This window comes from Ruegeria sp. YKSF070 (assembly GCF_059612725.1).
The window spans coordinates 60,490-85,834 of sequence record NZ_JBXWRD010000015.1 but is presented as its reverse complement, the minus strand read 5'-3'; the positions used below and the strand labels follow the sequence as shown (position 1 = coordinate 85,834).

General features: G+C 62.0%; 26 protein-coding genes. 12 read left to right on the top strand and 14 right to left on the bottom strand.

Annotated elements, in window-relative coordinates; all coding sequences use genetic code 11:
• On the bottom strand, positions 1 to 274 hold a 274-nt coding region (locus tag AC2FL1_RS10585; RefSeq protein ID WP_496876886.1), incomplete at its 3' end, for an Hsp70 family protein.
• A 42-nt stretch (positions 275 to 316) separates the two neighbouring features.
• Between AC2FL1_RS10585 and AC2FL1_RS10580 the strand changes: the two genes are divergently transcribed.
• The gene (locus AC2FL1_RS10580; protein WP_496876885.1) at positions 317 to 919 is read left to right on the top strand and encodes an alpha-ketoglutarate-dependent dioxygenase AlkB family protein; all 603 of its coding nucleotides are present in this window, start codon (positions 317 to 319) and stop codon (positions 917 to 919) included.
• Here AC2FL1_RS10580 and AC2FL1_RS10575 read toward each other — a convergent pair.
• The gene (locus AC2FL1_RS10575; RefSeq protein ID WP_496876884.1) at positions 916 to 1,500 is read right to left on the bottom strand and encodes a COG3650 family protein; all 585 of its coding nucleotides are present in this window, start codon (positions 1,498 to 1,500) and stop codon (positions 916 to 918) included. The genes AC2FL1_RS10580 and AC2FL1_RS10575 overlap by 4 nt on opposite strands.
• Complete coding sequence (locus AC2FL1_RS10570) at positions 1,497 to 2,270, bottom strand: ABC transporter permease (protein ID WP_496827269.1); 774 nt, start codon at positions 2,268 to 2,270, stop codon at positions 1,497 to 1,499. Before AC2FL1_RS10570 ends, AC2FL1_RS10575 begins: the two co-directional genes overlap by 4 nt.
• Positions 2,271 to 2,436: 166 nt before the next feature.
• On the opposite strand from AC2FL1_RS10570, the gene cysQ reads away from it, so the two are divergent.
• From cysQ to AC2FL1_RS10540, 6 genes are all read left to right on the top strand, one after another.
• Positions 2,437 to 3,234, top strand: coding sequence for a 3'(2'),5'-bisphosphate nucleotidase CysQ (cysQ, locus tag AC2FL1_RS10565; RefSeq protein WP_496876883.1), 798 nt, complete (start codon positions 2,437 to 2,439; stop codon positions 3,232 to 3,234).
• A complete protein-coding gene (locus AC2FL1_RS10560) occupies positions 3,235 to 4,035 on the top strand; it encodes a 3-deoxy-manno-octulosonate cytidylyltransferase (protein ID WP_496876882.1) in 801 nt (266 codons plus the stop codon).
• Positions 4,036 to 4,048: 13 nt separating this feature from the next.
• Positions 4,049 to 5,092, top strand: coding sequence for a glycosyltransferase family 2 protein (locus AC2FL1_RS10555; RefSeq protein ID WP_496876881.1), 1,044 nt, complete (start codon positions 4,049 to 4,051; stop codon positions 5,090 to 5,092).
• 201 nt (positions 5,093 to 5,293) lie between these two features.
• Positions 5,294 to 6,280, top strand: a complete 987-nt coding sequence (locus tag AC2FL1_RS10550) for a glycosyltransferase family 2 protein (RefSeq protein WP_496876880.1) — start codon at positions 5,294 to 5,296, stop codon at positions 6,278 to 6,280.
• A complete protein-coding gene (locus AC2FL1_RS10545) occupies positions 6,277 to 7,977 on the top strand; it encodes a DUF5927 domain-containing protein (protein WP_496876879.1) in 1,701 nt (566 codons plus the stop codon). The genes AC2FL1_RS10550 and AC2FL1_RS10545 overlap by 4 nt, the downstream gene beginning before the upstream one ends.
• A 6-nt stretch (positions 7,978 to 7,983) precedes the next feature.
• Complete coding sequence (locus AC2FL1_RS10540) at positions 7,984 to 9,423, top strand: sulfotransferase family 2 domain-containing protein (RefSeq protein WP_496876878.1); 1,440 nt, start codon at positions 7,984 to 7,986, stop codon at positions 9,421 to 9,423.
• 10 nt (positions 9,424 to 9,433) lie between these two features.
• Here the strand turns inward: AC2FL1_RS10540 and AC2FL1_RS10535 are convergent, their stop codons facing one another.
• Positions 9,434 to 10,342: a LysR substrate-binding domain-containing protein gene (locus AC2FL1_RS10535; protein WP_234163334.1), complete on the bottom strand. Its 909-nt coding sequence runs from the start codon at positions 10,340 to 10,342 to the stop codon at positions 9,434 to 9,436.
• Positions 10,343 to 10,507: 165 nt separating this feature from the next.
• Here AC2FL1_RS10535 and AC2FL1_RS10530 point away from each other — a divergent pair, with 165 nt between their 5' ends.
• Complete coding sequence (locus tag AC2FL1_RS10530; RefSeq protein WP_234177620.1) at positions 10,508 to 10,744, top strand: hypothetical protein; 237 nt, start codon at positions 10,508 to 10,510, stop codon at positions 10,742 to 10,744.
• Here the strand turns inward: AC2FL1_RS10530 and AC2FL1_RS10525 are convergent.
• From AC2FL1_RS10525 to hslO, 8 genes are all read right to left on the bottom strand, one after another.
• Positions 10,728 to 11,246 carry a L,D-transpeptidase family protein gene (locus tag AC2FL1_RS10525; protein ID WP_234145323.1) on the bottom strand — a complete coding sequence of 173 codons (519 nt, stop codon included), beginning with the start codon at positions 11,244 to 11,246 and terminating at the stop codon, positions 10,728 to 10,730. The genes AC2FL1_RS10530 and AC2FL1_RS10525 overlap by 17 nt on opposite strands.
• A gap of 64 nt (positions 11,247 to 11,310) precedes the next feature.
• A complete protein-coding gene (locus tag AC2FL1_RS10520) occupies positions 11,311 to 12,087 on the bottom strand; it encodes an ion transporter (protein ID WP_496876877.1) in 777 nt (258 codons plus the stop codon).
• Positions 12,088 to 12,104: 17 nt separating this feature from the next.
• Positions 12,105 to 13,337: a class I SAM-dependent RNA methyltransferase gene (locus AC2FL1_RS10515; protein ID WP_496876876.1), complete on the bottom strand. Its 1,233-nt coding sequence runs from the start codon at positions 13,335 to 13,337 to the stop codon at positions 12,105 to 12,107.
• A gap of 39 nt (positions 13,338 to 13,376) precedes the next feature.
• On the bottom strand, positions 13,377 to 15,209 hold the full coding sequence (locus AC2FL1_RS10510) for an ABC transporter ATP-binding protein (RefSeq protein ID WP_496876875.1): 1,833 nt from the start codon (positions 15,207 to 15,209) through the stop codon (positions 13,377 to 13,379).
• Entirely contained in the window at positions 15,206 to 17,044 is a 1,839-nt protein-coding gene (locus tag AC2FL1_RS10505) for an ABC transporter ATP-binding protein (RefSeq protein WP_496827248.1), read from the bottom strand. The genes AC2FL1_RS10510 and AC2FL1_RS10505 overlap by 4 nt, the downstream gene beginning before the upstream one ends.
• 191 nt (positions 17,045 to 17,235) lie before the next feature.
• On the bottom strand, positions 17,236 to 18,390 hold the full coding sequence (locus tag AC2FL1_RS10500; RefSeq protein WP_496876874.1) for a CCA tRNA nucleotidyltransferase: 1,155 nt from the start codon (positions 18,388 to 18,390) through the stop codon (positions 17,236 to 17,238).
• Positions 18,387 to 18,983, bottom strand: coding sequence for a CoA pyrophosphatase (locus AC2FL1_RS10495; protein ID WP_496827244.1), 597 nt, complete (start codon positions 18,981 to 18,983; stop codon positions 18,387 to 18,389). The genes AC2FL1_RS10500 and AC2FL1_RS10495 overlap by 4 nt, the downstream gene beginning before the upstream one ends.
• The gene (gene hslO, locus AC2FL1_RS10490) at positions 18,976 to 19,956 is read right to left on the bottom strand and encodes an Hsp33 family molecular chaperone HslO (protein WP_496827242.1); all 981 of its coding nucleotides are present in this window, start codon (positions 19,954 to 19,956) and stop codon (positions 18,976 to 18,978) included. Before hslO ends, AC2FL1_RS10495 begins: the two co-directional genes overlap by 8 nt.
• A gap of 76 nt (positions 19,957 to 20,032) precedes the next feature.
• On the opposite strand from hslO, the gene AC2FL1_RS10485 reads away from it, so the two are divergent.
• Positions 20,033 to 20,485 (top strand): NUDIX hydrolase, encoded by a 453-nt coding sequence (locus AC2FL1_RS10485; RefSeq protein WP_496876873.1) that lies wholly within the window; start codon positions 20,033 to 20,035, stop codon positions 20,483 to 20,485.
• Here the strand turns inward: AC2FL1_RS10485 and AC2FL1_RS10480 are convergent.
• A complete protein-coding gene (locus AC2FL1_RS10480) occupies positions 20,472 to 21,725 on the bottom strand; it encodes a PP2C family protein-serine/threonine phosphatase (protein WP_496827238.1) in 1,254 nt (417 codons plus the stop codon). The two genes, AC2FL1_RS10485 and AC2FL1_RS10480, sit on opposite strands and share 14 nt — an antisense overlap.
• 190 nt (positions 21,726 to 21,915) lie before the next feature.
• On the opposite strand from AC2FL1_RS10480, the gene AC2FL1_RS10475 reads away from it, so the two are divergent.
• Positions 21,916 to 22,242 carry an Hpt domain-containing protein gene (locus AC2FL1_RS10475; RefSeq protein ID WP_496827236.1) on the top strand — a complete coding sequence of 109 codons (327 nt, stop codon included), beginning with the start codon at positions 21,916 to 21,918 and terminating at the stop codon, positions 22,240 to 22,242.
• Positions 22,243 to 22,248: 6 nt separating this feature from the next.
• On the opposite strand, the gene ilvA is transcribed toward AC2FL1_RS10475, so the two are convergent.
• Positions 22,249 to 23,475 carry a threonine ammonia-lyase IlvA gene (gene ilvA, locus AC2FL1_RS10470; protein ID WP_496876872.1) on the bottom strand — a complete coding sequence of 409 codons (1,227 nt, stop codon included), beginning with the start codon at positions 23,473 to 23,475 and terminating at the stop codon, positions 22,249 to 22,251.
• Positions 23,476 to 23,629: 154 nt separating this feature from the next.
• On the opposite strand from ilvA, the gene AC2FL1_RS10465 reads away from it, so the two are divergent.
• Together AC2FL1_RS10465 and AC2FL1_RS10460 are read left to right on the top strand one after the other, a co-directional pair.
• Entirely contained in the window at positions 23,630 to 24,859 is a 1,230-nt protein-coding gene (locus tag AC2FL1_RS10465) for an argininosuccinate synthase (protein ID WP_496827232.1), read from the top strand.
• Positions 24,856 to 25,299, top strand: coding sequence for a DUF1810 domain-containing protein (locus AC2FL1_RS10460; protein ID WP_496876871.1), 444 nt, complete (start codon positions 24,856 to 24,858; stop codon positions 25,297 to 25,299). Before AC2FL1_RS10465 ends, AC2FL1_RS10460 begins: the two co-directional genes overlap by 4 nt.
• The last annotated feature ends 46 nt before the right edge of the window (positions 25,300 to 25,345 follow it).

The window sequence follows — 25,345 nt, the reverse complement described above, 5'->3', positions numbered from 1 at the left end:
TCCGCGCCCCTTCCGAGTTTTCGATGACTTTCGGCTGGGCGCCGTCCATGATGGCTACACACGAGTTGGTGGTGCCCAGGTCGATACCGATAACTTTACCCATTTGTTCGATCCCTTTCTCTTCAAGGCGATGGCTCGAGACCTGAACCCGTTTTGGCATTCCGGCCCCGATCTGTTTGCGCAATGGCCTACACCACGGCGCGTCCCGGCGTATATAGGGGGCGGAAACAGGTGCTGCAAGCATGCAGAATTGCAGGTTTTCGCGAATCTGCATGCTTTTTGACAAGGCTTCGTCAAGGAAAGGGTCTGGCAGGGAATGACCATGTTGAACCTGCGCGGTGTCGAAATTCGCAAGGGCGCGCTCGACGGGCCGGCCCAGGCACGGCTAATCGAGGCGCTGCGCCCGGTTCTGAAGGCCGCGCCGCTGTTTACGCCCACCATGCCGAACGGCAAACCGCTCTCGGTACGCATGACCTCGGCCGGGCCGTTGGGCTGGGTGACGGACAAGGGTGGCTATCGCTATCAACCGACCCATCCCAAGGGCATGGCCTGGCCCGCGATCCCGCCCGAAGTGCTGGATCTGTGGCATGGGGTCACCGGGCAGGACCACGTTCCGGATTGCTGCCTGATCAACTACTATGGCGAGGGCGCCCGGATGGGCCTTCACCAGGATCGCGACGAGGCCGATCTGACTTGGCCCGTCGTGTCGCTGTCTCTTGGCGACGATGCGCTGTTTCGGATCGGGAACACCACTCGCGGCGGAAAGACCGATTCTGTCTGGCTCAATTCCGGCGATGTGGTGGTGATGGGTGGGCCGGCGCGGCTGATCTATCACGGCATCGACCGTATCCGGTTCGGCTCGTCCCGGCTGTTGCCCAAGGGTGGGCGGCTTAACCTGACGCTGCGGGTGGCGGCCTAGTCCGCCAACAGCGTGCAGCAGCCAGCATAAAGCGATCCATTCAGCATCAGCCCCACATCCAGCCCATAGGCCCGGTCGGACATGCCGTCATGGCACTGCATCTGTCGCAGGATGGCAACGTTGTGGCCCAGTGGCAAAGCGAACCGGTCGATCACTCCCACTCCGGGTTGAAGCAGACCGGCAGGCAGGTGCTGTTCGGCCTCGCCCATGACCTGAAATCGCGCCGCCACCCCCTGTTCAACGGTCAGCGACCAGAACGGCTCAGTCCCCGAACAGACAAAGCGCGGAGTCATCCAGACCTCGGCCGCATCGGGCTGCCGCCGCATGTATCGCATGGAAACCCAGCCACTCATCTCGTTCACATTCACCCGGCCCCATTTGCCGTCAAGGGTCAGATCGACAACTTCGACCCCGACCGCATCGGGCGCCAGCGAGCCGATCACCCCGGAACTGGCCGAGGGCTCTGCCCGCACGTTGAGCACATCGTCGGCGGCAACACCGGTTACGTCATAAAGCGCCGGCACCGGATTGGCGGCAAGCGGCCCGGCCAGAACCAGCAGGAGGGCAAAAAGCCACCTCATCGCCGCGCGTACCAGCTGGCCGAGACGTGCCGGCGCGTATAGAATTCGCCCATCAGCCCGATCATGATCAGGATGATCCCCAGCCACAGCGCATAGTGCCAGTTGCTGTTGTGCGGGAAATAGTTGCGGAACACGAAGCCGCGACACTGGTCGATAGCGTGAAAAAGCGGGTTCCAATCGAACATGGCCAGCATGTAACCCGGCAAGGTATTGGCCACGAACATCTTGCCCGAGGCAATCATGTTGGCGCGCTGATAAAGCGTGGTCATCACCCCCACCAGCATCGGCGCCCAAGGTTTGATCGACAGAAAGACCAGTCCGACCGCAAATCCAGTGAACCAGGACAGCATCAACATGCCAAACGCACCGGCAGGATCGGCGATCTCGATAGGCTTGAATATCACGTGATAGCCAAACAGGATCAGCAGCAGCGTCAACAACTGCATATAGAGCGACCCCAATGCCGCCGAGAGGATGGCAACGATCGTATTCATGGGAGCGTGTTTCATCATGGCGCTGTTGGGCCCTTCGGCGCCGGCCACCGCGCCAACCGTCTTGATATGCGTCATGAACAGGAAGATGCCGGACATGATGTAGAGCAGGAAATCGCCCCGGATCGCCGATCCGCGCAGCCCCAATATCTGGAACATCAGGTAGAACACCATGACAAATACCAGAATCTGCATCATGTTCTTGGCCATCGCCAAATAGGCGTTGGAATGGCCCTGGCGCACACTGCGAACCGCGTTGTGAAAAATGAGCTCGGCCATGGTGATGGCGCCGCTCAACATTGATTTGTGTCGCCGATATCGAAACACGTTGCTGCTTTCTGTCGAATTGCCCAAGCCTTGCACGGAATTCTTGCCGTTCCGTTGCCATCACAGCATAAGGGCACCTGCATCTTGGATCAACAAATCCCACGATCGGAGCATTTTTGTGACCTACGAGGAACTAATTCCTGTCATCCGGCGGCTCGCGCTCGAAGCGGGCGACAAGATCATGTCGATCTATGACGCCGACGATTTCGCGGTAAAGGTGAAATCCGATTCCAGCCCGGTGACCGAGGCGGACGAGGCCGCCGACGCGCTGATCTCGGCCGGGCTGCGCACGGCATTCCCCGATATCCTGCTGGTGACCGAGGAACAGGCGGCCTCGCACAGCCAGACAGGCGACACCTTCCTGATCGTCGATCCACTGGACGGGACCAAGGAATTCATCAACCGGCGCGGCGATTTTACGGTGAATATCGCGCTGGTCGAGAACGGCGCGCCCACGCGGGGCGTGGTCTATGCCCCGGCCAAGCGACGGATGTTCTACACGCTGGCCGATGGTTCGTCGGTCGAAGAGACTGGAGCGCTGGACAAGCATTTGCCCGGCGTTCTTAACACGATCCGGGTAGCCGAGGCCGATAATGCCGCGCTGATGGTGGTGGCGTCCAAGTCGCACCGCGACCAGGCGACCGAGGATTACATCGGAAAATACGCCGTCAAGGACAGCAAGAGCGCCGGCTCCTCGCTGAAATTCTGTCTGGTGGCCACGGGCGAGGCGGATCTTTACCCGCGTGTTGGCCGCACCATGGAATGGGACACCGCCGCCGGTCACGCCGTTCTGGCCGGAGCCGGGGGCAAGGTGGTACGTTTCGACAATCACCAGCCTTTGACCTACGGCAAGGAAGGCTATGCCAACCCGTTCTTCATCGCCTACGCGCCGAGCGTCACCCTCAAGGAAGCCTGAATGTCCGTCCTCATCGCCATTCCCGCCCGCTATGCCTCGACCCGCTATCCCGGCAAGCCTTTGGTCAGCCTGACCGGCGCCAGTGGCAAGGAAATGACGCTGATCGAACGCTCGTGGCGGGCGGCGATGGCGGTACGTGGCGCCGACCGGGTGGTGGTCGCCACCGATGACGACCGCATCCGCGAGGTGGCCGAAGGGTTCGGGGCCGAGGTTGTCATGACCTCGTCCAACTGCGTCAACGGCACCGAGCGCTGCGCCGAGGCGCATGCTGCGCTGGGCGGTGGGCACGACATCGTGGTCAACCTGCAAGGCGATGCGCCGCTGACGCCGCACTGGTTTGTCGAAGACCTGATTTCGGGGCTGCGCGCCGCGCCCGAGGCCGACATCGCCACGCCGGTGCTGCGCTGCGACGGGATGGCGCTGAACAGCTTTCTGAACGACCGCAAACATGGCCGCGTCGGCGGTACCACGGCGGTGTTCGCCACCGACCGCAGCGCGCTGTATTTCTCGAAAGAGGTGATCCCCTATACATCGGAGGTCAATGCCGACGACGCCCCCACCCCGGTGTTTCACCATGTGGGCGTCTATGCCTATCGGCCCGGCGCGCTGGCGGATTATCCGACCTGGCCGATAGGGCCACTGGAAACCCTCGAAGGGCTGGAACAGCTGCGCTTCATGGAAAACGGGCGCAAGGTTCTGTGCGTCGAGGTCGAGGCGCGCGGGCGCCAGTTCTGGGAGCTGAACAACCCCGAGGACGTGGCCCGGATCGAAGAGATGATGGCCGCGATGGGGCTGGACTGACACGAGGGACCGGATGACCAGCAGCCCCGCACCGCCGCTATCGCCGATCGGATGGGCCGATGCCTATCGGTTGCGGTGGAAACGGCGGCGGTTGCTCTGGCGCGCTTTCCGCAGCCGCCACGCGCTGACCGCGCTGTCCGACCGAACCGCAGCGATCCGACCGGGTCAGGTTCTGGCCGTTACCACGCTCAGGAACGAGGCGCTGCGCCTGCCCTGGTTCCTGGACTACTACCGCAACCTCGGTGTCGATCATTTTCTGATGGTCGACAACGGCAGCGACGATGGCAGCGACGAGCTGCTGATGGCGCAGCCCGATGTCTCGCTCTGGCGGACCGGGGCCAATTACCGCGACTCCCGCTTCGGGCTCGACTGGATGACATGGCTTCAGATGCGCCACGCGCACGGGCATTGGTGCCTGATGGTCGATGTGGACGAGCTGCTGGTCTATGCCCATCATGACCGCCGCGACCTGCATGCATTGACTGGCTGGCTGAATGGGCAAGGGCGGGACAACTTTGGCGCCCATATGCTGGACCTTTACCCCAAGGGGCCGGTCGCGGCGCAGATCCATGCGCCGGGCGACGATCCGCTGGATGTGCTTCACTGGTTCGATGCCGGCCCCTATCGCGCCCAGCGCCAACAGCCACTGGGGAACCTGTGGGTTCAGGGCGGCGCGCGCGAGCGGATGTTCTTTGCCGATGAGCCGCGCCGGTCACCGACACTGAACAAGATACCGCTGATCCGCTGGGACAGACGTTATGCCTATGTGAACTCGTGTCATTCCGCCCTGCCCCGCCGACTGAACGCGGCCTATGGCGGGCCGGGGGACAGCGCGCCCTCGGGCGTGCTGCTGCACACCAAGTTTCTGCCCGACATTGTTTCCAGATCGGCCGAAGAAAAGACGAGACAGCAGCATTTTCACACGCCTGCCGATTTCGACCATTACTATGACGAGCTGACCGCCTCTCCCGATTTCTGGACATCATCCTCGACCCGGTTCGCGGGCTGGACGCAATTGAGTGCGCTCGGGCTCCTTTCGCCCGGAGGTTGGGACTAGAGCCAGAATACAACCGAGACCGGGGGAAAGTCACGGTTGCGGCATCAGGATTGATGTAACGCTTTCTAAACCCGTTGCTTCCATAGATGTTTCAGTGACATAAACGGTCAATACCAATTGGGTTTGTTGGTTATAAGTACCGGGCATGCTCGCGTCATAAGAAGAGTGGATAGCAGCGTGAGCCTTTGGGAGTCCTATCGGATGAGAGTGCGGCGCAAGCGCCGTCTTTTGCGTTGCATCCGCAAGTCCCGTGAATTGCGCGCCGTTCAGAACAATACCGCCGCAATTCGACCCGGCGACGTGCTGCTTGTCAGCACCGTGCGGAACGAAAAGATCCGCCTGCCCTATTTCTTGCGTTACTATCGGGAACTTGGGATCGACCATTTCCTTTTCGTGGACAATGACAGCACGGACGGCACGCTCGATTATCTCAACGGACATCCCGATGTGTCGGTCTGGCACACCACGCACAGCTACAAGTCCGCCACATTCGGCGTTGACTGGATGAACTGGCTCAAGCGGAGCTATGCCCACGATCATTGGGTTCTGGTTGTCGATCCCGACGAATTCTTTATCTATCCTTTTTGCGATACCCGCCCGATACAGGCGTTGACAGACTGGCTCGACAATTCCTCGATCCGGTCTTTCAGCGCGATGCTGATCGATGTCTATCCAAAGGGTCGGATCGACAGTGTCCCCTATGCCGAGGGGCAGAACCCGCTGGAGATAGCCAACTGGTTCGACAGTGGAAATTACTCGATCAAGAAGAACCCCGAATACGGAAACCTGTGGATCCAGGGCGGGCCGCGCAGCCGAGTGTTCTTTTCCGACAACCCCAAGAAGGCACCTGCCCTTAACAAGACCCCGCTGGTGAAGTGGAACCGGCGCTATGCATACGTCAGTTCAACCCATACCCTGTTGCCGCGCGGCCTGAACCAGGTTTACGAGGAATGGGGTGGTGAAAAGGCCAGCGGCGCGCTGTTGCACACCAAATTCCTCGACACGCTCACCGCCAAGGCGGCCGAAGAGCTGACACGCCGCCAGCATTATTCCAACTCGGTGGAATACAAGGCCTATGCCGAAAAGGTCGAGAGCCAGCCCGACCTGTGGTGCAAATGGTCCGAGAAATACATCAACTGGCGCCAGTTGGAGATTCTCGGCCTCATGTCCAAGGGGAACTGGGCATGAGCACGGTCGGCATCGTCATGCTGGTGCATACCGCGCTTGATAGGGCGCAGCAGGTGGCCCAGCACTGGACTGCTTCGGGCTGCCCGGTGGTGATCCATGTGGACCGCAACGTGTCGCGCAAGACGTTCAAGGCGTTTCACGATGCCTGTATCAAGGACCCGCTGATCCGCTTCAGCACCCGGCACCGATGTGAATGGGGCACCTGGGGGATCGTCGCCGCGTCACAGGCGGCCTCTGAGCAGCTGCTGGCCGAGTTTGCCGATGTCCGGCATGTCTATCTGGCCTCCGGCTCGTGCCTGCCGCTGCGCCCGGTGCAAGAACTGATCGACTATCTTGCGGCCCGACCGCGCACCGATTTCATCGAAAGCGCGACCACCGCAGATGTGCCATGGACGGTGGGCGGTCTCGACCATGAGCGTTTCACGCTGCGCTTTCCCTTTTCGTGGAAGAAGCACCGCTATCTGTTCGACAGATACGTTAACCTGCAACGGCGACTGGGGTTCAAGCGCCGGATACCCGCCGGACTGGTCCCACACATGGGCAGCCAATGGTGGTGCCTGACGCGGCATACGCTTTCAGCGATCCTTCAGGACCCCGAGCGCGACACTTATGACCGCTATTTCCGCAAGGTCTGGATACCTGACGAAAGCTATTTCCAGACCCTCGCCCGCCAGTTCTCGGCCAATATCGAAAGCCGCTCACTGACGTTGAGCAAGTTCGATTTCCAGGGCAAGCCGCATATCTTCTACGACGACCACCTGCAATTGCTGCGCCGTTCCGACTGTTTCGTTGCCCGCAAGATCTGGCCGCGCGCCGAGCGGCTGTACCAGGCTTTTCTGACAGATCAGGCCGGCGCGATGAAACGGACCGAGCCGAACCCGGGCAAGATCGACCGCATCTTTGCGAAGGCGGTCGAGCGCCGGACCCGCGGGCGCGATGGTTTGTACATGCAAAGCCGCTTTCCCCGCCACGGTAACGAGAACGGCCTGACCTCGAACCCGTATTCGGTGTTCCAGGGCTTTACCGAACTTTTCGAGGACTTCGAACCCTGGCTGGCCAAGGCCACCGGCACCCGCGTGCATGGGCATCTCTTTGGTCCCGACCGCGCGGAATTCGCCGGGGGCGAGCGGTTGATCAACGGTGCGCTCAGCGACAGCGCGATGTTGCGCGACTACAATCCCACCAGTTTCCTGACCTCGCTGATCTGGAACACGCGCGGGGAACGCCAGTGTTTCCAGTTCGGCCCTGCCGACAATCAGGAGATCAACTGGCTTCTGGCGCGTGATCCCAACGCCCAGATCTCGGTCATTACCGGCGCCTGGGCGGTGCCGCTGTTCAAATCGAACCGGAATTTTGCCGACCTCCGCAAGGAGGCCGCGCGCCTGCAACGGATCGAAAGTAAGCAACTGGAGATCCTGCGCTCGGTCTGGACCAAGGCACGGGTGCGGATCTGGACCATGGCCGAGTTTGTCGAGGCCCCGATGGAACCGATCCAGACCATCGTCGACGAAATCGGGCAATCCAGCCCGCGCCGCCTGACCGAGGCGCCGACAATGGTCGATCTGACCGGCTTTGGACAGTTCCTTCAGAACCTCAAGAATCAGGGCATGCACCCCTATCTGATGGGTGACTTCCCGGTCGAACCGGCCCTGGTCAATAACCCCAAACCGACACGCAAACCCTATTTGGTGCGATAAGGACGTATGAGCAGCCCTTTCGATTACTTCGTAGTCTTCGCCGAGATGCGGACAGGCTCCAACTTTCTCGAGGCGAACCTGAACGCGCTGGACGGGGTGGCCTGTGTCGGCGAGGCGTTCAACCCGCATTTCATTGGCTATCCCAACAAGACAGAGATTCTTGATATCAGCCAAGACATGCGAGACGCCAACCCCCAATGCCTGATCGACGCGGTGCGGGACGCGCGCGGGGTGCTGGCCGGGTTCCGGTTCTTTCACGACCACGATCCGCGCGTTCTAGACCTCGTCCTGTCTGATCCGCGCTGCGCCAAGATCATCCTGACCCGAAATCCGCTCGACAGCTATGTCTCGTGGAAGATCGCCAAGGAAACCGGACAGTGGAAGCTGACCAACATCAAGCGTCGGAAAGAAGCGCAGGCCCGCTTTGATGCAGAGGAATTTGCGCGTCATGTCGAGGCGTTGCAGGATTTCCAGGTCTTTCTGCTCAACAGCCTGCAGCGCAGCGGCCAGACCCCGTTCTATGTCGCCTACGAGGATCTTCAGGACCTGGCGGTGATGAACGGGCTGGCGCAATGGCTGGGCGTGCCCGCGCGGCTGGACCAACTGGATGACAACCTGAAGCGCCAGAACCCCAGCCCCGTCACCTCCAAGGTGGTGAATGCGGGCGAGATGGTCGAGGCCCTGAGTGGGCTGGACCGTTTCAACCTGACACGGACTCCCAATTTCGAACCGCGCCGTGGCCCCGCGGTACCGACCTATGTTACCGGCGCGGTGACACCTTTGATCTATCTGCCGGTGCGTGGCGGCCCCGAGGACGAGGTTCGCCGCTGGATGGCAGATCTGGACGGTGTTGTCGATGCGGCGCTGGGCACCGGCCTGAACCAGAAACAGGTACGCGGCTGGCTCAAGGGTAACGAGGGACACCGCTCGTTCACGGTGCTGCGTCACCCTTTGGCACGTGCGCATTCGGCCTTTTGCCATCGCATCCTGAACAAGGGGCCGGGCTGTTTCACCAAGATCCGCAACACCCTGCGCCGACAGTTCAACCTGCCGATACCCGAGGACAGCCCCGGCCCGGATTACGGACGCGCCGATCACCGCGCCGCGTTCGAGGCCTTTCTGGAATTTGTCCGCATGAACCTCGCCGGGCAGACAGCGATCCGCATTGACGGATCCTGGTGCAGTCAGGCTCACGCACTAAACAGCTTTTCCGACTTCGTCAGTCCAGACCTGATCCTGCGCGAAGACGAAATCGCGAGCGATTTGCCTGCGCTGGCCCGCCGCTTCGGCCATGCCGAACCACCCGAGCCGCCTCGTGCCGCCCCCGATACGCCGATCCCGCTGGGCGATATCTATGATGACGCGCTCGAGGCGCTGGTCGCCGACATCTATCAGCGCGACTATGTCCTGTTCGGGTTCGGGAAATGGGCCGGCAGCCAGGCGTGACACAGATTGGCTAGGCCCCGAGATCTGGCATGAGATCAGCGCAATCTTGCGCCACCCATTCCCGAAACGCCCGCAGATGGGGTTCGTCCCAACGGTCACGCATACCGATCAGGACATATCCCCCTTGTGGTGTGACACAGGTCATCTCGGGAAAGGGAAGCACAAGCGCTCCATTCCGCAGTTCTTCGTGACACAGAGCCAGGTCCGCCATCACAACGCCTGACCCCATCGCCGCCGCCCTTGCGGCCATATCCAGATTCGGAAATGTCGGTCCGCTTGCCGCATCAATCCCGCGTATCCCAAAGCTGGCCAGCCAATGCGCCCAGTCCCGGCGCTGCGGAGATTCATGCAACAAGACCATCCGCGCAAGATCTGAAGGTGTCCTGAGGGACTGTTGACGTAGCAAAGCCGGGGAACAGGCCGGGGACAGCACCATTGGGAACAGCGGCATGCTGGTGATACCCGCTGGCCGTCCGTGGACATGTTCGACCGACACACCGAGATCATATTCGGTACCGTCAAATCCCTTGGCGCCGTAAAACTCTGTGGTCATCCGGACACGGATGCCGGGATGCGCTGCCTGGAAGTTCTCCAGTCGTGGAAACAGCCAGCGAATTGACAACGCCGGCGGACAGATGATCCGGATGTCCTGAGTCACGGAAGAGATCTGTTCGGCTTCTCGTCCGATCCGGGCAAACGCCTCGGTCAACACAGGCAGCAACTGCCGCCCCGCCGCGGTCAGATCGACCCCGCGGTGGTTTCGGTGGAACAGGGCAACGCCCAGATGCTCCTCCAACAACTTGATGTGACGGCTCACAGCACCTCGGGTCACGCAAAGCTCCTCGGCGGCCGCAATGTACCCATTGTGACGCGCGGCAGCTTCAAATGCGCGCAGAGCATTCAGCGGCGGCAATCGCATGTGCAAACCCTTTGGATTAGAATTCCTAATCCAAGTTACGAGAAAGCTTGCGTTGAAGGCAAGAGATCGAGGGTCCAGCTTTGGTTATGACCAGATAACCAAGGGGAAAATATCATGAATTCTTGCGGCGTTTACGAAAGCCCTGTGAATGCCACCAAACCGGGATTGCGCGCCTGGTTCTTTCGTTGGATCAGCATTATTGATCGAAAGAGAGAGCGGGAGCGTGCGGTGCTCGAAGCGGATCTGATCCGCCTCGCGGAAACCGCGCCGCATCTGCTGGCGGATATCGGATTTGCGGTGGATCCGCTGCGCAGCAACACAGCAACAACAGTGTGGGTCTCGCCCGACAACGATCTGGCCTTTGAACAACCGGGGCCAGCTGCGATCACGCGCGCAGGGTGATCACCGTTCCGTCGCGCACCATGGCATAAATCTCTTCAATCTCTTCATTCCTGACGGCGATGCAGCCTGCGGTCCAATCCGGTTGTTTCTTCGCCTTCTTGCGGTCGCGCAACAGGTTGGGTTGCCCATGAATGAAGATCTCGCCGCCCGGCTTCTTGCCCATCGCCTGGGCATAGGCCACGTCGCGGGCATTGGGATAGGATATGCCCAGCGACAAGTGGAACGCACTGTTGGGATTGCGGCGGTCGATCAGATAGGTGCCTTCGGGCGTCTTGCCATCGCCTTCGAACTGTTTGTGCCCGGCCGGGGCAAAGCCCAGATCGACCTTGTATTCCTTCAGCACCTTTTCGTTGTTCAACAGGTACATCTTGCGTGCACCCTTGTTGATCACGACCGAGGTGACCGCAGGTCCGTAATAGCGGCGGAACTTGCTGTCCTGACTGCCGCAGGCCGACAGGCCAAGCGCGGCAACCGCACCAAGACCAAAATGCCGACGATCCATAATCACTGCCTCGTTCTTTTTCTCAATGGTCCCCCGAATACCCCGGAATCGGGGCCGGGCAAAATCACTTTTTGGTTTCACCCAATGCGCCAAGCCGCTGTTCGATCTGCTCCAGACGGGCCAGAACCTCGTCCCGATAGGCATCGGTGCGGACACCGTCCTCGGCATGATGGGCGTCCTGCATCGAGTTCACGATCAGACCGACCAGCAGGTTCACCACCGCAAATGTGGTGATCATGATGAAGGGGACAAAGAACAACCAGGCATAGGGATAGACCTGCATCACCGGTCGAACGATGCCCATCGACCAGCTTTCCAGCGTCATGATCTGGAACAGCGTATAGGCAGACAAGCCCAGGTCGCCGAACCAGTCGGGGAAAGAGGTGGCAAAGAGCTTGGTCGCGATCACCGAACCGATATAGAAGATGATGGTCATCAGCAGGAAAACGCTGGCCATGCCGGGCAGCGCGGTGATGAAGCCTTCGACCACGCGGCGCAGGCGCGGCGCGACCGAGATAACGCGAAGCACCCGCAAGATGCGCAGCGCCCGCAGCACCGACAGGCCCCCAGCGGCGGGGATCAGGGCGATGCCCACGATCACGAAATCGAACAGGTTCCAGCCATTGAGGAAAAAGCGCTGCCGCTGCGCCATCAGCTTCAGCGCGATCTCGACGATGAAGATGCCCAGACAGATACGGTCGGCGGCCAGGATCAGCCCGCCCCACCGCTCCATCAGATAGGGCGAGGTTTCCATCCCCAGCACAACGGCGTTCAGCATGATCACGGCGGTGATGAACCGGCCAAATCCGGGCCGGTCGATGAATGCCTGCAATCTCTGCATCGCGCGCTCCTTGTTGCTCAGCCGCCGATATGGACCCGCGAGAAGGACGCCGCAAGCTCCACATGCGCCGACCAGCGGAACTGATCGACCACCTGCACCCAATTCAAGCAATAGCCAGCCTGAACCAGCGTTTTGGCATCGCGGGCAAAGGTCACCGGGTTACAGCTGACATAGGCGATGACGGGTGGTTTGGCGCGGGCCAGCTCGGCCACCTGCGCCTCGGCCCCGGCGCGGGGCGGGTCCAACACCACCGCGTCAAAAACGGCGAGTTCGTCGGGCAGCAGAGGGCGGCGGAACAGATCACGCGCCTCGGTGGTCACGCGTTTCAGGCCCTGCGCACGACGCCAGCCCCGATCCAGCGCGGCGGTCATCGTGGCCTCACCCTCGACCGCATGCACCTCGGTGATCTCGGCCAGCGGCAGCGCAAACGTGCCGCAACCGGCAAACAGATCGGCGACCCGCCTGGCATTGCCCGCAATCTCTCGTACCGCTGCCAACAGCGCCTGTTCACCATCGCGGGTGGCTTGCAGAAAGGCGCCCGGCGGCGGCACGACCGCCGCCTTGCCGAACCGTTGCGTGGGCGGCTGTCGCATGGCGATCACCTCACCCTCCCAGGCCAGCCGGGCCAGCCCCTGCGCCTCGGCCAATTGGCCCAGCGCCACCTCAAGCGGGCCATCAAGCGGTTTGCCACCGCGCACCGCCACGTCCAGCCCGGCGTCGGAGAGGGTCAGTGTCACCGCCATGACGCCCTTGCGACTGCCACCCAGCATGGCCAGCGCCTCGGCCACCGGAATAGCGGCAAGCAGCGCGGGGTCGAGCAATTGGCAATCCGGAATCTCGGTGATCACGTCCGAGGCGCGGCCATGAAACCCGGCAAGCGCACCCTTCTTGGTGCGGCGCACCGCAATGGTTGCCCGACGGCGTGACTGCGGCGGCGAGGTATGAACGGGGCGCATCACCGCCTCGATCCCTTGCGCCGCCAATGCGGCGCACACCACCTCTTGCTTCCACTCGGCGACGAACCGGTCCGAGGCATGCTGCAACTGGCAGCCGCCGCAGGCGCGGTAATGGCGGCAGGGCGGCGCCACTCGATGCGGCGACGGTGTCACCACCCGCATATCGGCCAGCCTGTCGCCCTCGGGCGTGCCGCTGACCACCTCGCCCGGCAGGCTGCGCGGTACATAGATCGGGCCGGGGGCGATCCCGTCGCCCTGATGGCCCAGCCGCGTAATGGTTATCTCTTGTGTCATGGCCGCCTGATACAGGGGCGCGCGCAAGGCGAAAAGCCCTTACTCGGCCGCTTGCGTGCGGATGAACCCGCCGGATTGCCGATGCCAGAACCGGGCATAGAGACCATTGCGGGCCAACAGCGCCTCGTGCGTGCCACTTTCAACGATCCGGCCCCGGTCCAGCACAACGATCCGATCCATTTCAGACAGGGTCGACAGGCGGTGCGCGATGGCCAGTACGGTTTTACCCTCCATCACGCGATGCAGCGCGGTCTGGATCGAAGCCTCGACCTCGCTGTCGAGCGCGCTGGTAGCTTCGTCCAGCACCAGAATCGGGGCATCCTTGAGGATGGCGCGGGCCAGTGCGATCCGCTGCCGCTGACCACCGCTCAGCTTGACTCCGCGCTCGCCCAGATGCGCATCGTACCCCTTGCGCCCCCTGGCGTCGGCCAGATCCTGGATGAATTCATGTGCCTCGGCCTTTTGAGCGGCGGCAATCAACTCGGCCTCGGTCGCGTCGGGGCGGCCATAGAGGATGTTGTCACGGGCAGACCGGTTGAACATTGCGGTTTCCTGCGTGACCAACCCGATCCGTCGTCGCAGGCTGTCTTGCGTCACTGTTGTAATGTCTTGCCCGTCAATGCGGATTTCGCCATTTTCCGGCTCGTAGAGCCTGAGGAGAAGCGAAACCAGCGTCGATTTCCCTGCTCCCGAGGCGCCGACGATCCCCAGTTTCTCGCCCGGCTCGACAGTCAGCGTCAAGGCATCCACCCCACCGGTTTCCCGCCCATAGGCAAAGCCGACATCGGCGAATTCGATCTTACCACTGCCTGCAACCAGCGGTTGGGCATCGTGCATATCCTCGATCCGCTCGACCCGCGCGAGGCTGTTCATGCCGTTCTGAACCTCGCCGAGATTCGCATAAAGGCTCATCAGCGTGAAACTGACCCAGCCGGACATCTGTGCGATACGGATCGAAACCGATCCCGCAACCACCACATCGCCCGCGCTGGCGCCCCCCGCACGCCATAAAAGCAGTGCCGATCCGAGCAGGATCACCGGCAATAGCCCGGCCAGCAGCATCAGGAAGAACCGGAAACTGGCAGAGAGCCATCCGAAATCCAGCGACCGCTCGCGCAAGTCGGCCATGGCATCACGCGCCGCCACATCTTCGGCATCGGCGTGGGCGAACAGCTTGACCGTCTTGATGTTGGTGATCGTATCAACGACATGACCCGATACCATCGCCCGGGCCCCGGCCCGAGCTGCCGACCGTTTGCGCACCCGTGGCAGATACCAGCGGATGAGCAGAAAATAGGCGCAAAGCCACAAAGCAAAGGGCAACATCACCAGCGGATGAATAGACCCTAACAAGGCCAAACTGCCGACAAGAGAAGCCAATGCAAACACAATCGCGCTGATTGTCTCGGACACGACGGAGGTGAGCGCGCTTGCGGTCTGCATCTGTTTCTGCGCGATCCGACCGGCAAAATCGTCGTCAAAGAACCCGACCGACTGGCCCAGCGTCCATCTATTCAGCTTGGCCAACACCAGCGGCGGGATATTGGGCATGACGACATAGTTGTTCGACAGTGCCGACAGGCCAAAAGCAACCGGTCGGATCAGCACAAAGAACGCCCCTGCGGCCAGGATTGCCCCCAGATTGGTCCCGTCAAAAAACCCTTCGGGACCAAGTTCGACCGCCCGGTCGACCACCTGCCCCAGTATCCACGCGGTTATCGCCTCGAACATACCCGCCATTGCCGAAAACAGCGCGGCGGCAAACAAGACCGGCCAGGCACCGCTGAGCGCCCAGCGGATGAACGCCCCCAGCCGTCGGGGTGGGGGCGTATCCGTGTCACGGAACGGGTCGATGAGGTCAGCAAGCCTCATCCATCGACCTCGACATTCAGGAATCCGCCCGATTGCCGTGCCCAGAACTGGGCATAGAGCCCGCCCTGCGCCAGCAGATCGGCATGATCGCCCTCTTCAACGATCCGGCCCTGATCCAGCACCAGGATACGGTCCATCTGCGCGATAGTGCTCAGCCGGTGAGCGATGGCGATCACGGTCTTTCCTTCCATCATGCCGTAGAGCGTGTCCTGAATGGCGGCCTCGACCTCGGAATCTAGCGCGCTGGTCGCCTCGTCCAACAGCAAAATGGGCGCATCCTTGAGGATGACCCGCGCCAGGGTCACCCGCTGGCGTTGCCCGCCGCTCAGCTTGACGCCGCGCTCGCCCACATGGGCATCATAGCCGCGCCTGCCCTGCGGATCTTCGAGGTCCAGGATGAAGTCATGCGCCTCGGCCTGTTTGGCAGCGGCGATCATCTCTTCCTCACTCGCGTCGGGACGCCCGTATAGCAGATTGTCGCGGACCGAACGGTGCAACAGCGCGCTGTCCTGCTGCACCATGCCGATATGGCTGCGCAGGCTGTTCTGGGTCACCCGGGCGATATCCTGCCCGTCGATCAGGATACGACCGCTGTCTGGGTCGTAGAACCTGAGCAGCAGCTTGACCAATGTCGACTTGCCCGCGCCCGAACGCCCGATCAACCCGATCTTTTCACCCGGCGCAATGGTCAGGTCCAACCGGTCCAAACCACCGGCGCCGCGCCCATAGTGATGCGACAGCTGTTGCAGCTCGATCCGGCCCTCGGTCAGCTCCAGCGGCCGGGCGTCCGGCGCATCCACCAGGTCGATGGGCTGGGCAATGGTCTCCATCCCCTCGGCCACCACACCCAATTGGCGAAAGAAACTGGTCAGCGCCCACATGATCCAGCCGGTCATCGCGTTCAGGCGCAGGGTCAGGGCCGAGGCAGCGGCCACCAGACCGACACTGGCCTGCCCCTGCATCCAGAGCGCGATGGCCCAGCCGACGACACCGACGATCAGCAGCCCGTTCAGGGTGACCAGCACCACATCCATGATGGTAAAGATCCGCATTTCCACCTGAAAGGTGCGGCGCGTTTCCTCGATCGCCTCTCGTGCATAAGCCAGCTCGCGATCATCGTGGGCGAACATCTTGACCGAATGGATGTTGGTATAGCTGTCCACCACCCGGCCCGTCACGGTCGAACGCGCATCCGAAGCCGCCTGCGACGCCGGCCCCACCCGCTGGATCGTCCAGCGCACCAGCAAGGCATAAAGCGCGAACCAGATCAGCAATGGCAGCAACAGCCGGATGTCGGCGGCCATAAGCAAGATCGCCGCGCCCAGCAGATAGGCCAGCGAAAACGAGATCGCGTCGAAAACCTGAAAGATCACCTCGCCCGCCGCCGGGGGGGTCTGCATGATCCGGTTGGCGATGCGCCCGGCAAAATCGTTCTCGAACCAGCCGACCGACTGGCGCAACACGTGTTTATGCGCGCGCCAGCGGATCAGGGTGCCGAAATTGGGAAGGATCGCATTGTTCAACAGTAGCACATCGGCCACATGCAGCGCGGGCCGGATCAGCAGGACGAACAGCGCCAGCACGATGAACTCGGTGCCGTAGCGCGCCCAGACCTCGGCCGGTTCGCCGTTCAACACATCGACGACACGACCCATGTAGTAGATCAGCCCGATCTCGACCCCGGCGACGATGATCGACAGCAGCGCGGTCCAGACAAAGACGCGCAGAAACGGCTGGGAGTAATCCAGCATGAAGGGCCACAACCGAGTGGGCGGCGTGTCCGTCTCATCATAGGCGACAAAGGGATCGACAAGATTTTCGAAAAAGCGAAACATAAAGGATGCTCCGTTGAGCAATTAGGGAATATGCGAAAGAGGCGGCGTGCAGGACACCACCCGAACGGGTCGGTCGTCCCAGCCTCAGCTGAACCAGAGCCCGTAATACATTCGCATCCCTCCTATCGGTTTCGCAGCAAACCTAACCTCGCAAGGTTCAGCATGTCACGCAGGATTTGATTGACCTAACGTCAATCTTCTCGAGCCAGCAAATCTGTCCGGCTCAGTGTGAAATCGGATGCGATCCAGCGCGCTTTCAGCGTGGCAAGCCGCGCGCCCAGCGAGGGTCCGGAATAGGCAGGCATCAGATCGCGGGCAGTGACCGGAAACACGGCCGCAGCACCGCGCGCAATCGCGGCGGGCGCATGCGGGTCAAGCGGTTGTTCCAGCAAAGCGGCACGCAATAGAAGCGCATCGCGGGCGGCCTCGGCGCCCAGATCATGCCCCAGCTCTCCGGCCCCGGCTGTGCCCAAAGCAGCGCGGCGCAGCGTGACCAGCGCCGCCATCTGCGCCTTGCTCAACCGGAGCGAGTCCAGTGTTTCGCCGTCGCCAAGTGCAGCCAGCCGCCGGATCGGGTCGGCGCTCAGCCCGTCTTCCAGATGCACCAGCGGCGCCAGCGCCCGATCGTCAGCGCCGGGCAAGAGCTGCGCCAGAACCCCGGCGGCACGCATGGCGGCGACCGAGGGCGCCGGATCGGGCGCGGCAAGCAACTTCAGCATCTCGGCCCCCACCCTCTCGCGCGAGAGGCGGGTCAGCCCGTCGAGATTGCCGGCAATCGCCGCAAGCGCTTCGGCATCGAAACCGGCATCGGCATCGCCATACCATGCGTGGAACCGGAAATATCGTAGCGAACGAAGATAATCCTCGCAAATGCGGTCGGTGGCATCGCCGATGAACCGCACGCGCCGCGCCTGCAGATCGGGCAGACCATCCAGCGGGTCCAGAACCGTGCCGTCGGGCCGGGCATAAAGCGCGTTCATGGTGAAATCGCGCCGCGCGGCATCCTCGTGAATCGAGTCGGAAAAGGCGACCACCGCGCGGCGGCCATCGGTTTCCACATCCCGGCGAAAGGTGGTCACCTCATGCGGAATACCCCCGGCAACCAGCGTCACGGTGCCATGGGCGATGCCGGTGGGCACCGCTTTGATCCCGGCCGCCGCAGCCAGCTCCATCACGCGCTCGGGACGGGCATCGGTGGTTATGTCGATATCGCTGACCGGTGCCCCCAGCAGCGCATTTCGGACACAGCCACCGACGAACAGCGCCTGCGCACCGCCATCTGTCAGGGTCCGGCAGACCCTTTGCGTTGCCGGGTGGGTCAACCAGGCCTCGTTGATACGGGTCACGGCTGCATCCTTTCGGCCAGCCCCCTCAACATCCGAGCGGTGGCGCCCCAGATATAGTAAGGCCCGAAGGGTACGGTGAAATAGTGCCGCCGCTGCCCGCGCCAGCGGCGCGACTGAACCGAATAGTTCTCGGGCCGCATCAGATGCGCAAGCGGCACGCTGAACACCTCTTCGACCTCACCCGGCTCTGGCCGGATGTCGAACGCGCGTTCGATCACTGCTACCACCGGTGTCACGGTAAAGGCGGTCACTGTCTCGTGTGACGGCAGGGTCCCCAGAACGCGCGGCAGGTCTCGTGGCAAACCGATCTCTTCTTGTGCCTCGCGCAGGGCCGCGGCGATGACATCGGCATCGCCTTCGTCCTGCTTGCCGCCCGGAAAGGCGATCTGGCCGGGATGATGTTTCAGCGCCGAGGAGCGTTTGGTCAGGATCACCCGGGGCGCGCCGTGTGCCAACGTCACCGGCACCAAGACCCCGGCGGGGCGCAACTTGCGCCCCTCGGGCAGGACCGTACCGGGATTGAGGTCAAAATCACTCGACCCCGGCCCGGGCCGGGCCAGCGCCGCAAGCAGAGGGTTGACCGGGTCAGTCACCCTGATCCGCCTCGAACCCGACCGAGGCCGGGTCCAGCACGTAATGCGCGCCGCAGAACTGGCAATCAGCGGTCACCGTTCCCTCATCCGTGGTCATGTGACCAATATCCTTGGCGGAATAGATCGACAGGCTCTGGCGTACCCGCTCCTCGGAGCAGGTACAGCCAAACCGCACCGACTGTGCATCGTAGACACGGGGTTGTTCCTCGTGAAACAGCCGTACCAGCAGGTCGGTCGGCGGCAGCGCCGGGCCGATCAACTCAAGATCCTCGACCGTGTCGAGCAGGATATTGACCCGGTTCCAGTTCTCGCCCTCGTCACCGTCCACCAGATCGGCGGCGGTCAGAATATCGCCAGAACCCGGCCCGCCGGCGGCAAAGGGCGAGGCCTTGGGCATGTGTTGCAACATCACGCCACCGGCGCGCCAATGCTCTGGCACACCCGGTTCGGTGGATCTTCCGAACCGCAGCTGAAACCGTGTCGGCAGCTGTTCGGATTGCGCGAAATAGGCCTCGGCACAGGCGCTCAGCGACCCGCCCGCCAGCGGGGTGATGCCCTGATAGGGCTGGGTCCCCTTGCCCTGGTCGATCAGGATCGCGAAATAGCCCTCTCCCACCTGATCGAAGGGGGCGCCATCGGTCAGCCGGTCGCGATCGAAACTAGCATAGGCACGGATGCGCGCCGGCTCGCCCTCGACCTGCGGGGCATAGTAATCGGTGGCGATCATCCGCACCGCGCCCTTGGACTGTACCTGCAACGACAGTTTCCAGCGCAGGCCGATGGTCTGGCCAATCAGCGCGGTCAGCAAGGCCATCTCGGCCACCAGGGCCTCGACCACGGTGGGATAATCATGCTGTTTCAGAATGCCGTCCAGCACACCGTCCAGCCGCGCCACGCGGCCACGCATGTCGGGCAAATCGAGCTGAAAGGGCAGGACCGTGTCGTCCCACGCGATTTTGGTTCCGAGTGTCATGGGTTTCCTTGCACGCCAAGTCTTGGCATATCGCGACCATATAGGGTCGGACAAGCCGCGTTGAAAGGGCCTCTACATGATCAGACGTTTTGGGGAAAGCCCCGAGCCGGGGCGCCGCTATATCCCCCGGGTGGGGGCCTATGCCCTGCTTCCGCGCGGATCGGACCTGCTGCTGACCAGCCAATATGACCCCGATCCCGATCTGCAACTGCCCGGCGGCGGCATCGATCCGGGCGAATCGCCGGTCACAGCGCTGCATCGCGAGGTTTACGAGGAAACTGGCTGGCTGATTGCCGCGCCGCGCCGGGTGGGTGCATTCCGCCGCTTTGCCTATATGCCGGAATACGATCTCTGGGCCGAGAAGATCTGTCTTATCTATCGCGCCCGGCCCGTGCGTCGTATCGGCCCGCCGACGGAACCCGACCACGCTGCCCTGTGGATGCCGGCGCTGGACGCTGCGGGCTTGCTGGGTAATGCCGGTGATCGCCATTTCGCCGCGTGGCACCTGGCGCAGATCAGGGCCCGTTGAACTCGAAGAACGTGGCCGAGACATCGTCCTCAAGCCCGTGTTCGGGCGACATCACCTGCGTCAAGCGCCAGAACAGGTCATCCAAAAACTCCTGCCCGCCCTGTTCCGGATTACACTCGTTGACCAGTGCAAGCAGCCCCTCGGGCTCCAACATCTCGCCATTGGCGAGACGGCACTCGGTAAACCCATCGGAATATAGAAGCAGCCGGTCGCCAACCTCCATCTGCGCCTCGACCTGCGTATAGGGAATGCCCGGCAACAGGCCGATGGGTACGCCGCCCTCGCCGATGAATTCCGCCGTGCCGTTCCGGCGCAAAAGCAGAGGATGCGGGTGGCCAGCCTGCACCATCCGCAACATGCCACTACGCAGGTCCATGATCGCATAGACCATGGTAAAATACTCTTCGATCCCGGTATCGGCGATCAGGCGCGAGTTCAGGGTTTCGGCCACATCCTGCGGCTGGCGCAGGGCGTAGAACTTGTTGAACCGTTTCTCCATCGCGACGTTCTGATCGAAGTACCGGCTGGACAGATAGCCGCCCAGCCGCGCGGTCATCATCGCCGAGGTGATACCGTGGCCCGAGACGTCGATGCTGTAGAATCCGACACGATTCGGTCCGGGCGAGAACATGCCGACGAGATCACCACCGATATGACCGCAGGGTTTCAGCAACAGGCTGATGCGTGACGAACCAAAATCCTGGCTGAAATCGGGCACCAGCGATTCCTGGATCTTGCGCGCCTGAATCAGGTCCTTGTCGATGGCATCGTGGGCGCGTTTCAGGTCGTCCAGAGCCTGTTCGATAACCTCGTTCTTGGCCGAAAGCTCTCGCTGCATGCCGATCACGCGGTCCCCGGCCGAAATCCGCGCCCGCAGCTCGTCCGAACTGACCGGCTTGATCAGGAAATCGTCGGCCCCGGCGTCAAGTCCTTGCGCCACCTCGTTCTTTTCGCTCTTGGATGTCAGCAGGATGAAATAGCAGTATCGGTCAGAATTCAGTTGCCGGAACGCCTCGCAGAAGTCGACGCCGCTCATCCCCGGCATGACCCAATCGCTCAGCACCAGATCGGGCATGGCGCGAGCGCAGATTTCCATCGCCTCCTCGCCGCTATCGGCCTCGATCACCTCGAATCCCCATTTCTTCAGCGAGCTCGACAGGATGCGGCGTTGCAATCGGCTGTCATCGACAACCAGCACCCGGCGGATTGCGCCCAGTTCCATTTCGGTCTGGGCCTCCATTTCCCTACCATGCAACACTGTCGTCTGTCCCGAATTCACCAAGGCCAAGGATACTGGCACGCTAGACAGGCCTCCGTTAACATCTCATGAAAGTGCAAATTGCCGCTTTTGCACCTGCCTCTCTTTACCGGCTGTTTACCCTCGATCTCCTAATGATGGGTGAATTGGGCAGACAGAACGGAGGTGCGCCATGATTCACTGGCCCCGCGTGACCCAATTGCGGGAAGAGGTCGGTGCGGAGGATTTCGACGAGGTTGTAGACCTGTTCCTGGAAGAGGTCGAAGAGGTGATCACGCGTCTTCGCCAGACACCGGACCGCAACTTGCTTGAAAAGGACCTGCATTTCCTCAAGGGCAGCGCGCTCAGCCTTGGGTTTCAGTCCTTTTCCGCCCTGTGCCAAGATGGCGAGCGGCAATCGGCCGCCGGCCATGCGGACGCGGTCGACCTGGATGCAATCATCAACAGTTTCGAGGCGTCGAAATCGGTGTTCCAGTCGGAACTGCCCGGTCATATCTGACCGCGTTCAGATCACGAACTGCGCCAACGTCTCGTTGCGCGTGATGTCGGTATAGGTGAACCCGGCCTCGTCCAGACGAGCGTAAAGGCGCTCGAAATTCTCGGGCTGGGCGGTTTCGATTCCGATCAGGACCGATCCGAAATTGCGCGCCGATTTCTTCATGTATTCGAACCGGGCGATATCATCATCGGGCCCCAGAATGTTCAGAAATTCCTTCAGCGCGCCCGGTCGCTGCGGCAGACGCAGCAGGAAGTATTTCTTGACCCCCGAATAGCGTTGCGCGCGTTCCTTGACCTCGGGCAGTCGTTCGAAATCGAAATTGCCGCCCGAGGTGACGCAGACAACCGTCTTGCCACGGATAAAGCTTTGCACATCCGCCACCGCCTCGACCGACAGGGCGCCTGCGGGTTCCAGCACGATCCCCTCGACATTCAGCATCTCGATGATGGTGGTACAGATCCGATCCTCGGGCATCACCAACACATCGGACATGTGCCGCGATTTCAGCAGTTCGAATGTCTTTTCGCCGATCCGGCCCACCGCTGCGCCATCGACGAAATTGTCCACATGGTCGAGCTTTACCGGATGCCCCGCCGCCAGCGCTGCGCGCAGGCACGCGCCGCCCTCGGGTTCGACAAAGATGCAGTGGCTGCGATCCCCGAACCAGGTTGCCACCCCCGCAGACATCCCGCCGCCACCCACCGGCAGCACCACATGGTCCGGCACGCCACCCAGCTGTTCCTCGATCTCGACGGCCAGCGAGGCCTGCCCCTCGATCACGTCCTCGTCGTCGAATGGCGACAGGAAATGCCCGCCCTCTTGCGCACACCAGGCCTGTGCGGCAGCCAGCGTCTGGTCAAAATAGTCGCCGGTCAGATGAATCTCGACCTGATCGCCACCGAACATCCGGGTTTTTTGTATCTTCTGCTGCGGTGTGGTCACCGGCATGAAGATCACCCCGCGCACCCCCATGTGCCGGCACATATAGGCCACGCCCTGGGCATGGTTGCCGGCACTTGCACAGACGAACAGCGCCTGCCCCGGCTGCTTGCGCATCGCGTTGAACGCGCCGCGGATTTTGTACGACCTGACCGGGCTCAGATCCTCGCGCTTGAGCCAGATATCGGCGCCATAACGCGCCGACAGATGGTCATTGCGCTGCAACGGCGTGGCGGGGAAGACATCGCGCATCGCCTGTTCGGCGGCGCGGGCACGGGTCATGAAATCGCTCATTCCGCCTGACTGCCGCAACCCCGCGCCCGAGGCAAGGAATACATTGGTGTGCTGGACTACTCCCACCGATTTCGCCGCAGTTCGGATGCCGCAACTTGCCCCCAACCGCAAAAACCGCTACGGCCCTTGCGTCATACGTAAATGGGGAAGTCCAATGTCCGCGCCCAAGAAAGTTGTCCTGGCCTATTCCGGTGGCCTCGATACCTCGATCATCCTGAAATGGTTGCAGACCGAATATGGCTGCGAGGTTGTCACCTTTACCGCCGATCTCGGTCAGGGAGAGGAACTGGAACCCGCTCGCAAGAAGGCTGAGCTGCTGGGCATCAAGCCCGAGAACATCCATATCGAGGATGTGCGCGAAGAGTTCGTGCGCGACTTTGTCTTCCCGATGTTCCGCGCCAATGCAGTGTACGAAGGGTTGTATCTGCTGGGCACCTCGATTGCGCGGCCGCTGATCTCGAAACGTCTGGTCGAGATCGCCGCCGAGCATGGCGCAGACGCGGTGGCCCATGGCGCCACCGGCAAGGGCAATGACCAGGTGCGGTTCGAACTTTCCGCTTATGCGCTGAACCCCGAGATCAAGGTGATCGCGCCCTGGCGCCTGTGGGACCTGACCAGCCGCACCCGCCTGTTGGAATTCGCCGAACAGAACCAGATCCCGATTGCCAAGGACAAGCGCGGCGAGGCGCCGTTCTCGGTCGATGCGAACCTGTTGCACACTTCGTCCGAGGGCAAGGTGCTGGAGGATCCGGGCGTCGAGGCGCCCGATTACGTCGCCCAGCGCATCGTCGCGGTCGAAGACGCCCCCGACACGCCCGAGTTCATCGAGATCACCTTTGAAAAGGGTGACGCGGTGGCGATCAACGGCGAGGCGATGTCGCCCGCGACCATCCTGACCCGTCTGAACGAGTTGGGTGGCAAGCACGGTATCGGCCTGCTGGACTTTGTAGAGAACCGCTTTGTCGGGATGAAATCGCGTGGCGTCTACGAGACCCCCGGCGGTACCATCCTGCTCGAGGCGCATCGCGGCATCGAACAGATCACGCTGGACAGCGGCGCGGGCCATCTGAAGGATTCGATCATGCCCCGCTATGCCGAGCTGATCTATAACGGCTTCTGGTTCAGCCCCGAGCGCGAGATGTTGCAAGCCCTGATCGACAAGAGCCAGGAACATGTCACCGGCACCGTCCGGCTGAAACTCTACAAGGGCTCGGCACGCACCGTCGCCCGCTGGTCCGATCACTCGCTTTATTCCGAGGCCCACGTGACCTTCGAAGAAGACGCGGGCGCCTATGACCAGCAAGACGCCAAGGGCTTCATCCAGCTGAATGCGCTGCGGCTGAAACTGCTTGCGACCCGCAACCGTCGCGTTGCTGGCAAGTGAGCGGCGAAGACGATTTTGACGATGATGACGAACTGGACATGTTCGTCGAGGCGCAGGACACCGTCTGGCCCGATGTCCTGCGCGAACTGACCCAAGGACAGAAGACGAGCCACTGGATGTGGTTCGTCTTTCCGCAACTGGCCGAACTGGGCCAGTCGCATATGGCGCAGCTTTACGGGATCGGGGATCTGGACGAGGCGACCGCCTATCTGGCCCATCCCGCATTGCGCGCCCGCCTGATCGAGGTCAGCCGCCTGATGCTGACCCATGCCGGTAAACGGCCCGAAGATATCCTGGGCAGCATCGACGCCAAGAAGCTGCGTTCTTCCATGACGCTGTTCGCCGCGGTGCCGGACGCGCCGGGCGAGTTTCGCGCGGTTCTGGAGGCGTTCTATGACGGATCGCCCTGCCCCCTGACCCTGCGCGCGCTGGGTGCCTGACCCTGCCGCTTGGTCAGGCTTGCCAAGCGCGGGCCGGTTTCTTACC